The 12,840-nt window shown below is 63.7% G+C and carries 14 protein-coding genes; 8 read left to right on the top strand and 6 right to left on the bottom strand.

The genetic code is table 11. The features are described 5' to 3' along the window. From dapF to EOA22_RS10245, 6 genes are all read left to right on the top strand, one after another. Positions 1–560, top strand: a 560-nt coding sequence (dapF, locus tag EOA22_RS10270; RefSeq protein WP_127389952.1) for a diaminopimelate epimerase, incomplete at its 5' end; no start/stop codon positions are given. After that, the gene (gene mtaB / locus EOA22_RS10265) at positions 560–1,873 is read left to right on the top strand and encodes a tRNA (N(6)-L-threonylcarbamoyladenosine(37)-C(2))-methylthiotransferase MtaB (protein WP_063169540.1); all 1,314 of its coding nucleotides are present in this window, start codon (positions 560–562) and stop codon (positions 1,871–1,873) included. The genes dapF and mtaB, both read left to right, overlap by 1 nt. 12 nt (positions 1,874–1,885) lie before the next feature. After that, entirely contained in the window at positions 1,886–3,691 is a 1,806-nt protein-coding gene (gene ftsY / locus EOA22_RS10260; protein ID WP_013528839.1) for a signal recognition particle-docking protein FtsY, read from the top strand. Between the two features lie 61 nt (positions 3,692–3,752). Next, positions 3,753–4,427, top strand: a complete 675-nt coding sequence (locus EOA22_RS10255) for a septation protein A (RefSeq protein WP_013528838.1) — start codon at positions 3,753–3,755, stop codon at positions 4,425–4,427. A gap of 25 nt (positions 4,428–4,452) precedes the next feature. Then, positions 4,453–5,073: a pyridoxamine 5'-phosphate oxidase family protein gene (locus tag EOA22_RS10250; protein WP_013528837.1), complete on the top strand. Its 621-nt coding sequence runs from the start codon at positions 4,453–4,455 to the stop codon at positions 5,071–5,073. 40 nt (positions 5,074–5,113) lie between these two features. Next, the gene (locus EOA22_RS10245) at positions 5,114–5,644 is read left to right on the top strand and encodes an NADPH-dependent FMN reductase (RefSeq protein ID WP_063169541.1); all 531 of its coding nucleotides are present in this window, start codon (positions 5,114–5,116) and stop codon (positions 5,642–5,644) included. Positions 5,645–5,830: 186 nt separating this feature from the next. Here the strand turns inward: EOA22_RS10245 and EOA22_RS10240 are convergent, their stop codons facing one another. Together EOA22_RS10240 and EOA22_RS10235 are read right to left on the bottom strand one after the other, a co-directional pair. Continuing rightward, complete coding sequence (locus EOA22_RS10240) at positions 5,831–6,037, bottom strand: 4-oxalocrotonate tautomerase family protein (protein ID WP_013528835.1); 207 nt, start codon at positions 6,035–6,037, stop codon at positions 5,831–5,833. Between the two features lie 76 nt (positions 6,038–6,113). Continuing rightward, on the bottom strand, positions 6,114–7,034 hold the full coding sequence (locus EOA22_RS10235) for an SMP-30/gluconolactonase/LRE family protein (protein ID WP_063169542.1): 921 nt from the start codon (positions 7,032–7,034) through the stop codon (positions 6,114–6,116). 259 nt (positions 7,035–7,293) lie between these two features. Here EOA22_RS10235 and EOA22_RS10230 point away from each other — a divergent pair, with 259 nt between their 5' ends. Continuing rightward, the gene (locus EOA22_RS10230; RefSeq protein WP_013528833.1) at positions 7,294–7,461 is read left to right on the top strand and encodes a hypothetical protein; all 168 of its coding nucleotides are present in this window, start codon (positions 7,294–7,296) and stop codon (positions 7,459–7,461) included. A 158-nt stretch (positions 7,462–7,619) separates the two neighbouring features. On the opposite strand, the gene EOA22_RS10225 is transcribed toward EOA22_RS10230, so the two are convergent. The 4 genes from EOA22_RS10225 to ccmA all read right to left on the bottom strand — a co-directional run bounded on the left by EOA22_RS10225 (position 7,620) and on the right by ccmA (position 9,800). Beyond that, on the bottom strand, positions 7,620–8,195 hold the full coding sequence (locus tag EOA22_RS10225; RefSeq protein ID WP_063169543.1) for a DsbE family thiol:disulfide interchange protein: 576 nt from the start codon (positions 8,193–8,195) through the stop codon (positions 7,620–7,622). Next, positions 8,192–8,359 (bottom strand): heme exporter protein CcmD, encoded by a 168-nt coding sequence (ccmD, locus tag EOA22_RS10220; protein WP_013528831.1) that lies wholly within the window; start codon positions 8,357–8,359, stop codon positions 8,192–8,194. The genes EOA22_RS10225 and ccmD overlap by 4 nt, the downstream gene beginning before the upstream one ends. Positions 8,360–8,482: 123 nt before the next feature. After that, positions 8,483–9,148, bottom strand: a complete 666-nt coding sequence (gene ccmB / locus EOA22_RS10215; protein WP_024504965.1) for a heme exporter protein CcmB — start codon at positions 9,146–9,148, stop codon at positions 8,483–8,485. Positions 9,149–9,176: 28 nt separating this feature from the next. Beyond that, complete coding sequence (ccmA, locus tag EOA22_RS10210; RefSeq protein WP_063169544.1) at positions 9,177–9,800, bottom strand: heme ABC exporter ATP-binding protein CcmA; 624 nt, start codon at positions 9,798–9,800, stop codon at positions 9,177–9,179. 280 nt (positions 9,801–10,080) lie between these two features. Here ccmA and acnA point away from each other — a divergent pair, with 280 nt between their 5' ends. Continuing rightward, positions 10,081–12,771: an aconitate hydratase AcnA gene (acnA, locus tag EOA22_RS10205; protein ID WP_127389951.1), complete on the top strand. Its 2,691-nt coding sequence runs from the start codon at positions 10,081–10,083 to the stop codon at positions 12,769–12,771. Positions 12,772–12,840: the final 69 nt, after the last annotated feature.

Raw genomic sequence — 12,840 nt, 5'->3', positions numbered from 1 at the left:
AACCCGCCGACGGTTCGATCTCGGTCGACATGGGCACGCCGCGCTTCGGCTGGCAGGATATCCCGCTGGCCGAGGAATTCCGCGACACCCGCATGATCGAGCTGCAGATCGGCCCGATCGACGCCCCCGTGCTGCATTCACCCTCGGTCGTTTCGATGGGCAACCCGCACGCGATCTTCTGGGTCGACAACGACGTCTGGTCCTACGAGCTCGACCGCTTCGGTCCGCTGCTCGAGAACCACCCGATGTTCCCCGAGCGCGCCAACATAACCATCGCTCAGGTTACTTCGCCCGAAACCATGATCATCCGCACCTGGGAACGCGGCGCCGGCCTGACCAAGGCCTGCGGCTCGGCCTCCTGCGCGGCCGTGGTGGCCGCGGCCCGCACCAACCGGACCGGCCGCAGCGTCAGTCTGTTGACGCCAGGCGGCGGCACGCTGCATGTCGAATGGCGCGACGATGACCACGTGGTCCTGACCGGCGCCGCCGAATGGGAATTTTCCGGCAACTTCGACCCGTCGATCGGGACATGGGCCCGCGACACTGAAAGCGCGGCCTGATGTCCGCTCTGCCCAAGAGCCCGGTGTCCCCGGGGATCGATGTCGTCACCTTCGGCTGCCGGCTCAACACCTATGAATCGCAGGTGATGCGGCGCGAGGCTGAAAGTGCGGGCCTCGGCGCGTTGGAAGGTGGCGCCGTGATCTTCAACACCTGCGCCGTGACAGGCGAAGCAGTGCGCCAGGCCAAGCAGGCGATCCGCAAGGCGCGCCGCGACAACCCGCAGGCGCGCATCATCGTCACCGGCTGCGCCGCGCAGACCGAGCCTGAAAAATTCGCCGCCATGGACGAGGTCGATCTCGTGCTTGGCAATGAAGAGAAGCTGAACGCGAATTCCTACCGCGCGCTGCCGGATTTCGGCGTCAACGACACCGAGAAGGCGCGCGTCAACGACATTTTTTCCGTACGCGAGACCGCAGGTCACATGGTCGACGCCATCGAGGGCCGCGCACGCGCCTTCGTCCAGGTGCAGAACGGCTGCGACCACCGCTGCACCTTCTGCATCATTCCCTACGGCCGCGGCAATTCGCGCTCGGTGCCGATGGGCGCCGTGGTCGAGCAGGTCAAGCGGCTCGCCGGCAACGGCTATGCCGAGATCGTTCTGACCGGCGTCGACATGACTTCATTCGGCGCCGACCTGCCGGGCGCGCCGAAGCTCGGCAAACTGGTGAAGACCATCCTGAAACAGGTGCCCGATGTGAAGCGCCTGCGGCTGTCGTCGATCGATTCGATCGAGGCCGACGACGATTTGCTCGACGCCATCGCCACCGAGCCCCGGTTGATGCCGCATCTGCATCTGTCGCTGCAGTCGGGCGACGACATGATCCTGAAGCGGATGAAGCGAAGGCATCTGCGCGATCAGTCGATCCGCTTCTGCGAGGATGTGCGCAAGCTGCGCCCCGGTATCGTCTTTGGCGCCGACATCATCGCCGGCTTCCCGACCGAGACCGACGAAATGTTCGAGAACTCGGAGAAAATTGTCGAGGAGTGTGGCCTGACCCATCTCCACGTCTTCCCCTTCAGCCCACGCGAAGGCACGCCTGCCGCGCGCATGCCGCAGCTCCGCCGCGAGGTGGTCAAGCAGCGCGCCGCCCGGCTGCGCGCCGCCGGTGAAGTTGCCTATGTCAGGCATCTGTCGTTGCTCACCGGTACGCGTCAGTCGATCCTGATCGAGCGAGACGGCCTTGGCCGCACCGAGGGTTTTACGCTTGCCGCACTCGGCACGGGCGCACCGGGTGAGATCGTCGAGGCCGATATATCGGGCCACGATGGTACCAGGCTGATCGCGGCGCCGCTTGCCGCCCGCGCCGCCTGAGAAACGCAAAGCATGGCTGGTTTTTTCAAGAAGATATTTTCGTTCGGCAAGAAAGAGGTGGTCGAGGAACGGATCGACGAGACCGCCCCGCTACCGCCGATCAAATGGGAAGCACTCGATGCGCTGAAGCCGGCGGCCGAACAGGTCGTCCCGGAGTTCTTGAAGCGCGATGAGCCGCGGCCCGAGGCAGAAACGACGCCGACGGTCGAGCCGGAGGTAATTCCTGCGCCGGAACCGGCGCCTGTCGAGGAACCGGTGCCCGCGCCGGAGCCGACCATCCCGCCAGCACCGGAGCCGACTGTTCCCTCCGAGCCGGAACCTCTGCCGGAGCCCGCGCCGAAAGAAGAACCGGCGCCCGCGCCAGAGACTCCAGAGCCGCCGGCGCCCGAGGAAGTTCCGCTCACCCCTGCGACTCCCGAACCCACGCCCGAACGGCAGCCGCAAGAAGTCCCAGCGCCGGCGCCGGCCGAACCGGAGATCGTCCCGTCACGCCCGGAAAAGCGGCCGGAGCCGGCACCAGTCGAAGTGCCGACGCCGGCCGAGGTTCCGGCAGAAACACCAGCGCCGATCGAGGTGCCCACACCGGCGCCGTCCCCTCTTCAGCCGTCTTCAGAGGCCGGCGCCGCTCCTCATCCGCCTGCCGGCACCTTCTCCCCGTATAGCGACGGGGAGAAGGAAGAAGTTTCAGCGCCGACGCCCGAAGCACCCGCCGCCGAAATCGCACCTCCCATTCGCCAGCCTGCGCCGATCGAATCGCAGCCGGTCATTGCGGAAATTGCGCCCGAGCCGCAGCCTCTTCCACCACCCGCGCCGGAGCCGAAAGCCGCCCCCGGCAAGGTGACCGTCACCAAGAAGGTCGAGCAGAAGGCCGAGCCGCAAAAAGCGCCGGAGCCGGCACCGAGGCGCTCTTGGTTCCAGCGCATGAAGGACGGGCTTGCCCGCTCGTCCAAGGAACTGACCGGCAACATTGCCGGCGTCTTCACCAAGCGCAAGCTGGACGAAGAGACTTTGCAGGACCTGGAGGATGTGCTGATCCGCGCCGATCTCGGCATGGAGACCGCCTTGCGCGTTACCGACGCGCTGGCCGCCAGCCGCTACGGCAAGGACGTTTCCGACACCGAGGTCCGCGCCATCATGGCGGCCGAGGTGGAAAAAGTGCTGACCCATGTCGCCATGCCGCTGGAGCTCGACCTCTCGCACAAGCCGCATGTCATCCTGGTGGTTGGCGTCAACGGCACCGGCAAGACCACCACCATCGGCAAGCTCGCCGCCAAGCTGACCGATGGCGGCCTGTCGGTCATGCTCGCCGCCGGCGACACGTTCCGCGCGGCAGCCATCGAGCAGCTGAAGATCTGGGGCGAGCGGACGAAATCGCCGGTCATCGCCTCCAAGCTCGGCGCCGATGCCGCCGGCCTTGCCTATGATGCATTCGAGCGGGCGAAAGAGGCCGGCTCCGACGTGCTGATCATCGACACCGCCGGCCGTCTGCAGAACAAGACCGAACTGATGGCCGAGCTCGAAAAGATCGTCCGCGTGCTCGGCAAGCTCGATCCGGAAGCGCCGCACACCGTGCTGCAGACGGTCGACGCCACCACCGGCCAGAACGCGCTCAACCAGGTCGAGATCTTCCGCAATGTCGCCGGCGTCAACGGCCTGGTGATGACCAAGCTGGACGGCACGGCGCGCGGCGGTATTCTGGTGGCGATCGCGGCAAAGCACAAATTGCCGGTCTATTTCATCGGCGTCGGCGAACAGGTCGACGACCTCGAACCTTTCTCAGCAAGCGAATTCGCCAGGGCGATCGCTGGAGTAGCTTAACAAGCATGTCCCAAAAAGGTGCAGACTTTTTGGATCAGATCATGCGCAAGAAAGAGATTCCATGAACCCACCCATTCTCGAACGCGATCCGTCGGACCCGCAGAAGCAGAAGAAGGAAGGCGTCAATCCGCTGCTCAAGCTGGTGCTGGAGCTGGGTCCGTTGATGGTGTTCTTCTTCGCCAATGCGCGCAGCGGATGGCTGGTGCAGAAATTCCCTGTTCTGGCCGAGTTCGGCGGGCCGATCTTCGTCGCCACCGGCCTGTTCATGGCCGCCACGGCAATCGCGCTGATCGCCTCGTGGCTGCTCACCCGCACCTTGCCGATCATGCCGATGGTGTCGGGCGTCGTCGTCTTCATTTTCGGCGCGCTGACGCTCTATCTGCAGGACGACATCTTCATCAAGATGAAGCCGACCATCGTCAACACGCTGTTCGGCGGGGTGCTGCTCGGCGGCCTGTATTTCGGCAAGTCGCTGCTTGGCTATGTCTTCGATTCAGCCTTCAGCCTCGACGCTGAAGGCTGGCGCAAGCTGACCTTCCGCTGGGGCCTGTTCTTCCTGTTCCTGGCCATCGTCAATGAGGTGGTGTGGCGCAATTTTTCCACCGACGCCTGGGTTACTTTCAAGGTCTGGGGCATCATGCCGATCACGCTTCTGTTCACCTTCAGCCAGATGCCGCTGATCCTGCGCCATTCGCTGGACGACAAGACCGGCAAAGAAGAGAAGGCCGGGAAATAGAGCCTGCAAATAAGGGGAAAGGGCCATGGAATTCGTCACCACGCGCGACCAGTTGAGGACGATCTACAAGACGCCACGACCGACCGACGGTTCTATCCGAAAGGAGCTGAAAAAACTTGACGGCCATTGCCGCTCCTTCATCGGCAAGAGCCCATTCGTGCTGATTGGCTCGTCCGACGGTGCCGGCAATGCCGACGTGACGCCGAAGGGCGACAAACCGGGCTTTGCCACCGTTCTGGACGACACCACCATCGCCATTCCCGACCGGCCCGGCAACAACCGGCTCGACACGCTGGAAAACATCCTCGTCAATCCCCCGGTCGGGCTGCTCTTCCTCATCCCCGGCATGAACGAGACGCTGCGCGTCAACGGCGATGCCCGCATCACCGTCGACGCAAATTTGCGCGAACGGCTCGCCGTCGACGGCAGGGAGCCGCAAAGCGTTGTCGTGGTCAGCGTCAAGGCGGCCTACATGCACTGCGCAAAAGCCTTCATGCGCTCGGATTTGTGGAAGCCGGAAACCTGGTACGACCGCGCGACGCTGCCGACGCTCGGCCAGATCATGCGCGATCAGCTGGCGGTTGCCGATTCCGCCGAGGCGACCGACCGCTGGCTCGACGAGGAATACAAGAAGACGATGTGGTAGTTTTTGCGGACGCGATTCGCGTCTGGACCGATTCCATACCTTGCTGAACATCCTTGCCATTTCCGGCAGCCTGCGCGCGGCCTCCACAAATTCGGCGCTGATCGCCACACTGGCGCGCGAAGCGCCGTCCGGCTGCCGCGTCACCGTCCATGACGGGCTTGGCCGTTTGCCGATCTTCAATCCCGACGATGAAGGCGAGCGGACACCGCTCGAAGCCTCCAAGCTGATCCATGCCGTCAGTCGAGCCGACGGCCTGATCATCTCCTGTCCGGAATATGCCCATGGCGTGCCGGGCGGGCTGAAGAACGCGCTCGACTGGCTGGTCTCGCGCGATGCCGCCGTCGCCAAGCCCGCCATGCTGGTACACGCCTCGCCGCGCTCGCTGTTCGCCCGCGCCGCATTGGCTGAGATCATGCGCACCATGTCGTTCGCGCTTTACGACGATGTGCTGGAGATCGCCCTGCTCGGCAGGAAGCCGCCGGAGGTGGCGGGCATCCTGGCGGCGCCGGCGAACCGGCAGGCGATGCATGATGCACTGAATGCCTTCGCGGAGTTTATCCGCTCGCGTTGAGCGGCGGCCTCTCTTCCTTCTCCCCTTGTGGGTCCGAAGGACGGGGCGAGACCCGTGGCTCGCCCCAGGGTGGTGGCCTCGCGAGCGAGGTCGGATGAGGGATGTTCCAGCTTGGCACTGACGGCAATCCGTCACCCACCCTCAACCGTCTCGGCCTCCCAAAAGGGGAGAAGGAAAGATCGCGCATTACCCCTTTCGCAGCGTCTCCACATCGGTCTTCCCAACGTACCAATCGCGGGCGTTGACCTCTTCAAAAACCACCCAGACATCGTCGTTGCTCAGCCCGGTGGCGTCCATGATGGCCGCGGTGACCTTCTTGGCGATATCCGCCTTCTTGCCCGCCGGATCGGCGGCGATCACTTCCTTGACGATGCGGATGTTGACGAATGGCATTTCTTGTCCTCCCGGGGATGTTCGTGCTCACGACCCGCTTCGATGAAACCGTCGAACGGTCGCCAGTGTTCAACTCTCAGTATGTCTTGGCGCCGTTGACCATCAGCCGCACCATGTAGAGCGACGTGGTGCCGGCGATGTAGAGGCAATTCAGCTTGTTGCCGCCGAACACGCAATTGGCGGTGACTTCCGGCACCTTGACCTTGCCGATCAGCGTGCCGTCCGGATCGTAGCAATGGATGCCATCGGCGGCACTGGTCCAGATGCGGCCGTCCTCGTCGAGCCTGAAGCCGTCGAACAGGCCGGCGGTGCAGTCGGCGAAGACTTTTTCGCCGGAGACTTTCTTGCCGCCCTTGCCGACATTGAACACCCGCATATGCGCCGGATTCTGCGCGCCATGCGTGCGGCCGGTATCGACGACATAAAGCTTGCTCTCGTCCAGCGAGAAGGCGAGGCCGTTGGGCCTGACCATGTCGGTGATGACGGCTTCGAGCTCGCCGGTGCCGGGATCGACCCGGTAGACGTGGCAGGCGCCGATTTCGCTCTCAGCCCTGTCGCCCTCATAATCCGTATCGATGCCGTAGCTTGGATCGGTGAACCAGATGGAACCGTCGGATTTCACCACCGCGTCGTTGGGCGAATTCAGCCGCTTGCCTTTCCATTTGGCCGCGATCGTGGTGACCGAGCCGTCGAACTCGGTGCGGCTGACGCGGCGGCCCGAATGCTCGCAGGTGATCAGCCGGCCCTGCCGGTCGACGGTGTTGCCGTTCGAGTTGCCGGACGGCTGCCGGAAGACGCTGACATTGCCGTCGGTCTCGTCATAACGCAGCATGCGATTGTTGGGGATGTCGGACCAGACGACATAGCGGCCGGCGGCGAACCAGGCCGGCCCCTCCGCCCACTGGCATCCGGTGAACAGCTTCTCGACCTGCGCGTTGCCGTTGAACAGGCGCGCGAAGCGCGGATCGAGAATTTCATAATAGTCTGCGGCCGCCATGCTTTCCTCCCGGCATCAATGACAGGGATCAAGCCAGCCGGAGGGACAGAAGGCAATGTGGGTACGCACAGTGTCCCACAAAAGATCGCTTGCCGGCTCTGCGCATGACGTTAGCGCCGCATTAACCGGCTATGCGTCCAGCGCAATGGTGCATTGCAACATCTTCTTTTTGCAATGCACCATTACTATGTCATGCTTCGTATCGATCAAGGGAGGAAGAAACCGCCGCCGAAATGCGGCGCCAAAAAGGAACCTTGCTATGATCCTCGACAGTCTCATGACCCGCGCTCGCAACAGCATTGCCAAGCGCAAGCACTACAACCGCCTTGTCGCCGAAATCGACAGCTTTTCCAGCCGCGATCTGGCCGACATGCGCGCCGACCGCTCGGAAATGCTCTACCAGATCCACAAGCAGATCTACGGCTGATCTCAAGCCCGATAAGACGCGCCGCCAAGGTGCGTTGAGATTCAGGTCAGGCCGAGTCGAAAACGGTGGTTTCCGAGAACCGGAGCGGAGCGTACTTTTGGTACGCGAGCACCGGAAGCGCAGGAAGCCGCTGTTTGCAGGCCGGCATCACCTGAATATCAATGCGCCGCCAGTGCCTTGTCGATCTGCGGCAACAGCAACGCCTGCACCGTCTCGGGCGTCAGCGGGCCGACATGTTTGTAGGCGATCTTGCCGTCCTTGCCGATGACGAAGGTTTCCGGCACGCCGTAGACGCCCCAGTCGATCGCCGCGCGGCCCGCTTCGTCGACCCCTATCGCCTGGAACGGATTGCCGAGATCGCCGAGGAACCGGCGTGCGTTTTCGGGCCGGTCCTTGTAGTTCAGCGCTGCCATGGTGAAACGCTTATCCTGCGACAACGCCAGAAGCACCGGGTGCTCTTCGCGGCATGGCGCGCACCACGACGCGAAGACGTTGACCAATGTGACCTTGCCGGCGAAGGTTTTCGAATCGAGCCCCGGCAGGTTTGAGCCCTCCAGCGCCGGCAGGCTGGTTTGCGGCGCAGGCAGGCCGATCAGGGCCGACGGCACTTCCGAAGCATCGCGCCCCGACAGCAGTTGCGACAGGAACAGTCCGGCCAGGCCGAGGAAGATCAGCAGCGGCAGAAGCACGAACAGGCGACGACTGGGCGGCGGCGTTTCCGTTTCGGTGCTCATGGCTTGGCGACCTTGTCGGAGCGACGCCTCACGCCGGACGCCTCCAGTTCGGCAAGCTCACGCTTGCGCGCCCGCTGGTCGAGCAGGATCCAGCCGATCAATCCGGCCAGCACCACGGCAGTGATGCCATAGGCGGCGGTCACGTAGAGTGCATGCGCACTCATGCGGCAGGTCCCGCTGAAGTGGGGCCTTCCAAGCCGATCATGTCGCCCAGTCTAGACATGCTTTTCCTTAGCCTCGCTCCGTCGGCTTCGCAATCGGTCGCCGAGCCGCAGTCATACGCTGCGTCAATCCGTGCCATGGCGCAGCGCCAGCGCCGCCGAGACCGGACCCAGCACGCCAAGAAACAGGGTCAGCGCGGCAAGAATGAGGAAGGGCTGCAGAAACGGGTCGGGATTGGCGGTCGCCCCATAGCTTGCCGAAACGCCGAAGATCAGCACCGGGATGGTCAGTGGCAGCACCAGCACCGAGATCAGCAGCCCGCCACGCGGCAGCGCCACCGCCACCGCCGCACCGGCGGCGCCGATGAACGTGATGGCCGGCGTGCCGACCAGCAGCGTCAGCGCCGTGGCGCCGATGCCGAGCGGCTCCATGTTCATGAACAGGCCGAGCAAGGGAGCCGCAATGACCAGCGGCAGCACGCTGCCCGCCCAATGCGCCAGGCATTTCACCAGCACTGTCAGAGCCAGCATATGGCGATCGTTGCCGAGCACCAGGAGATCGAGCGAACCGTCCTCGCGATCGGCCTGGAACAACCGGTCGAGCCCGAGCAGGCAGGACAACAGCGCGCCGATCCACAGGATGGCCGGTCCGATGCGGGCCAGCAGCTTCAGGTCCGGCCCGACCCCGAACGGGATGGTGACGATGACGGCGAGGAAGAAGATGACCCCGGTCAGCGCTCCGCCGCCGGCACGAATGTTGAGGCGGATGTCGCGCAGGAAGAGCGCTAGCATGGTTTGAGATGCTTTCGCCCAGACACCATCAACCGGCTTCCCCCATCCTCAACTCCATCCCCTCGATCCCGAGCGGCAGATGCGTCGCCGCGACAATCATCCCGCCATCCGCGCAATGCCTCGCCATCAACCCCGCAAACCGCGCCTCCGCCGCCTTGTCCAGCCCCGCCGTCGGCTCGTCCAGCAGCCACAATGGCCGGTGGCTGACCAAAAGCCTGGCGATCGCCGCGCGGCGCCGCTGCCCGGTCGATAGATAGCCGAACGGCAGGTGGCCGATGCCGCCGAGCCCGACCGTTTCCAGCGCCTCTTCGACGCCGAGCTGTCCGTCGCCATTGAAGTCTCGCCAAAAGCGCAAATTCTCCGCCACGCTGAGCGCCGGCTTCATTGCGTTCTGGTGGCCGAGATAGTGACAGGCCGAGGCAACAGACGGAAACGCTTCGCCCCCGTCTTCGACCTTCATGACGCCCTCAATCCTCACGCTGCCTTCCGCCGCCGGCAGCAGCCCGGCGATGATCCGCAGCAAGGTCGACTTGCCCGATCCGTTCGGCCCGGTGACGATAAGCGCCTGACACTCCTCCAAGGCAAAGCCGATGCCGGAAAACACCGCGTCGCCGCCTCGCTCGCCGCCCAGATTTTCGGCGATCAGCCGCATTCCTCGCCTGCCCTGAAACCATGTGTCGCGGCCGCTGCCGCATCGCACAAAATTGCTTTCCAACTGTCTAGAACTATTCCAGAAAATTCTCTATATGCGGTGCATCCGTGCCAGCGGTCGGCACGGGAACAGAATTAGCGCCGAACCAGCGCACGCGCCGCCTTGAACGGCTCGGGTTGCTTGGGAACGGACAGCGGAAATGGCCGTACCCGCACCTTTGCGCGTGATTGCATGCCATCGGCGTCCGTTCCCTTTCAGGCTGAACAGACAAGGATCGCACGTGTCAAAATCCCTCGACAGTTTCAATTGCCGCCGCACGCTGACCGCAGGCGGCGCTGAATATGCCTATTTCGATCTCATCGAGGCCGAAAAGAACGGCCTTACCGGCATCTCGCAACTGCCCTATTCGATGAAGGTGCTGCTGGAAAACCTGCTGCGCAACGAAGACGGCCGCTCCGTCACCAGGGAATCGATCCAGGCGGTTGCCGGCTGGCTGACCGACAAGGGCACCGCCGGCGTCGAGATCGCCTATCGCCCGGCCCGCGTGCTGATGCAGGATTTCACCGGCGTTCCGGCCGTGGTCGATCTTGCCGCAATGCGCGACGCCATGGCTTCGCTCGGCGGCGATCCGCAGAAGATCAACCCGCTGGTGCCGGTCGACCTCGTCATCGACCATTCCGTCATCGTCGACGAATTCGGCACGCCGATGGCCTTCGCCCGCAATGTCGAGCTGGAATATGAGCGCAACGAAGAGCGCTACAAATTCCTGAAATGGGGCCAGCAGGCGTTCCGCAACTTCCGCGTCGTGCCGCCCGGCACCGGCATCTGCCATCAGGTCAACCTCGAATATCTCGGCCAGGTGGTGTGGACCAACACCGAGGACGGCGAAACCACAGCCTATCCCGACACCTGCGTCGGCACCGATTCGCACACCACCATGATCAACGGCCTGGGCGTGCTCGGCTGGGGCGTCGGCGGCATCGAGGCCGAGGCGGCCATGCTCGGCCAGCCGGTCTCCATGCTGCTGCCGGAAGTCATCGGCTTCCGTCTCACCGGCAAGCTGAAAGAGGGCGTCACCGCCACCGACCTCGTGCTCACCGTCACCCAGATGCTGCGCAAGAAGGGGGTCGTCGGCAAGTTCGTCGAGTTCTTCGGCCCGGGCCTCTCCAACATGACGCTGGCCGACCGCGCCACCATCGGCAACATGGCCCCCGAATATGGCGCCACCTGCGGTTTCTTCCCAGTCGACTCGGAAACCATCCGCTATCTCACAATGTCCGGCCGCAGCGAGGACCGCATCGCGCTGGTCGAGGCCTACGCCAAGGCGCAGGGCCTGTGGCGTGAAACCGGCTCGGCCGACCCTGTCTTCACTGATCTGCTCGAGCTCGAACTTGGTTCCGTCGTGCCGTCGATGGCCGGCCCCAAGCGGCCTGAAGGCCGCGTCGCCCTGGAAGGCATTCCGGAAGGCTTCGCCAAGGCGATGGAGACCGAATACAAGAAGGCGGCCGAAATCTCCAAGCGCTATGCCGTCGAAGGCACCGACCATGATCTCGGTCACGGCGATGTCGTCATTGCCGCCATCACCTCCTGCACCAACACCTCGAACCCGAGCGTGCTGATCGGCGCCGGTCTTTTGGCCCGCAATGCCAACCGGCTCGGTTTGAAGCAGAAGCCGTGGGTGAAGACCTCGCTGGCTCCCGGCAGCCAGGTGGTCGCCGAATATCTGGAGAAATCCGGCCTGCAGAAGGAGCTCGACCAGATCGGCTTCAACCTGGTCGGCTTCGGCTGCACCACCTGTATCGGCAATTCCGGCCCGCTGCCGGCGCCGATCTCCAAAACCATCAACGACAAGGGCCTGATCGCCGCCGCGGTCCTGTCCGGCAATCGCAACTTCGAAGGCCGTGTCTCGCCTGACGTGCAGGCCAACTATCTGGCCTCGCCGCCGCTGGTCGTCGCGCACGCGCTGGCCGGAACTGTCACCAAGGACCTCACGACAGAGCCGCTCGGCGAGGACAAGAACGGCGAGCCGGTCTACCTCAAGGACATCTGGCCGAGCTCGGCCGAAATCCAGGAGTTCATCGAGAAGAACGTCACCCGCGAGCTGTTCGCCCGCAAGTATGCCGACGTCTTCAAGGGCGACGAGTACTGGCAGAACGTCAAGGCGCCGGAAGGCCAGACCTATGCCTGGGACGACAACTCGACCTATGTGCAGAACCCGCCCTATTTCGCCGGCATGACATCAGGTTTCGGCAAGATCGGCGACATCAAGGGCGCCCGCGTGCTCGGCCTGTTCGGCGACAAGATCACCACCGATCACATCTCGCCGGCCGGATCGATCAAGGCAGCGTCGCCGGCCGGAAAATATCTCACCGACCACGGCGTCGGTGTCGCCGACTTCAACCAGTACGGCACGCGGCGCGGCAATCACGAGGTGATGATGCGCGGCACCTTCGCCAACATCCGCATCCGCAACCACATGCTGGGCGAGAACGGCCGCGAGGGCGGCTACACCATTCACTACCCGTCGAAGGAAGAGGAATCGATCTACGACGCGGCGATGGAGTACAAAAGGGAAGGCGTGCCGCTGGTCGTCTTCGCCGGCGTCGAATACGGCAACGGCTCGTCGCGCGACTGGGCGGCCAAGGGAACCAATCTGCTCGGTGTCCGCGCGGTCATCGCCCAGTCCTTCGAGCGCATCCATCGCTCGAACCTGGTCGGCATGGGCGTTATCCCCTTCGTCTTCGAGGAAGGCACCTCATGGGCATCGCTCAACCTCAAGGGAGACGAGCTGGTCGAGATCGACGGACTGAGCACCATCAAGCCGCGCCAGACGATGATCGCCAAAATCACCTATGGCGACGGCACGGTGAAGAACGTGCCGATCATCTGCCGCATCGATACGCTGGATGAGCTCGACTACTTCAAGAACGGCGGCATCCTGCAATACGTGCTGCGCGATCTGGCAGCTTAGTAAGGGAGTAGGGGAGTAGGGGAGTAGGGGAGTAGGGAAGGGAATACCTATTCCCCTATTCCCCTATTC

The sequence above is a fragment of the Mesorhizobium sp. M7A.F.Ca.US.014.04.1.1 genome, assembly GCF_003998745.1.
GTDB lineage: Bacteria > Pseudomonadota > Alphaproteobacteria > Rhizobiales > Rhizobiaceae > Mesorhizobium > Mesorhizobium ciceri.
The sequence above is the reverse complement of the archived record's forward strand: the minus strand, read 5'-3'. Positions and strand labels throughout refer to the sequence as shown.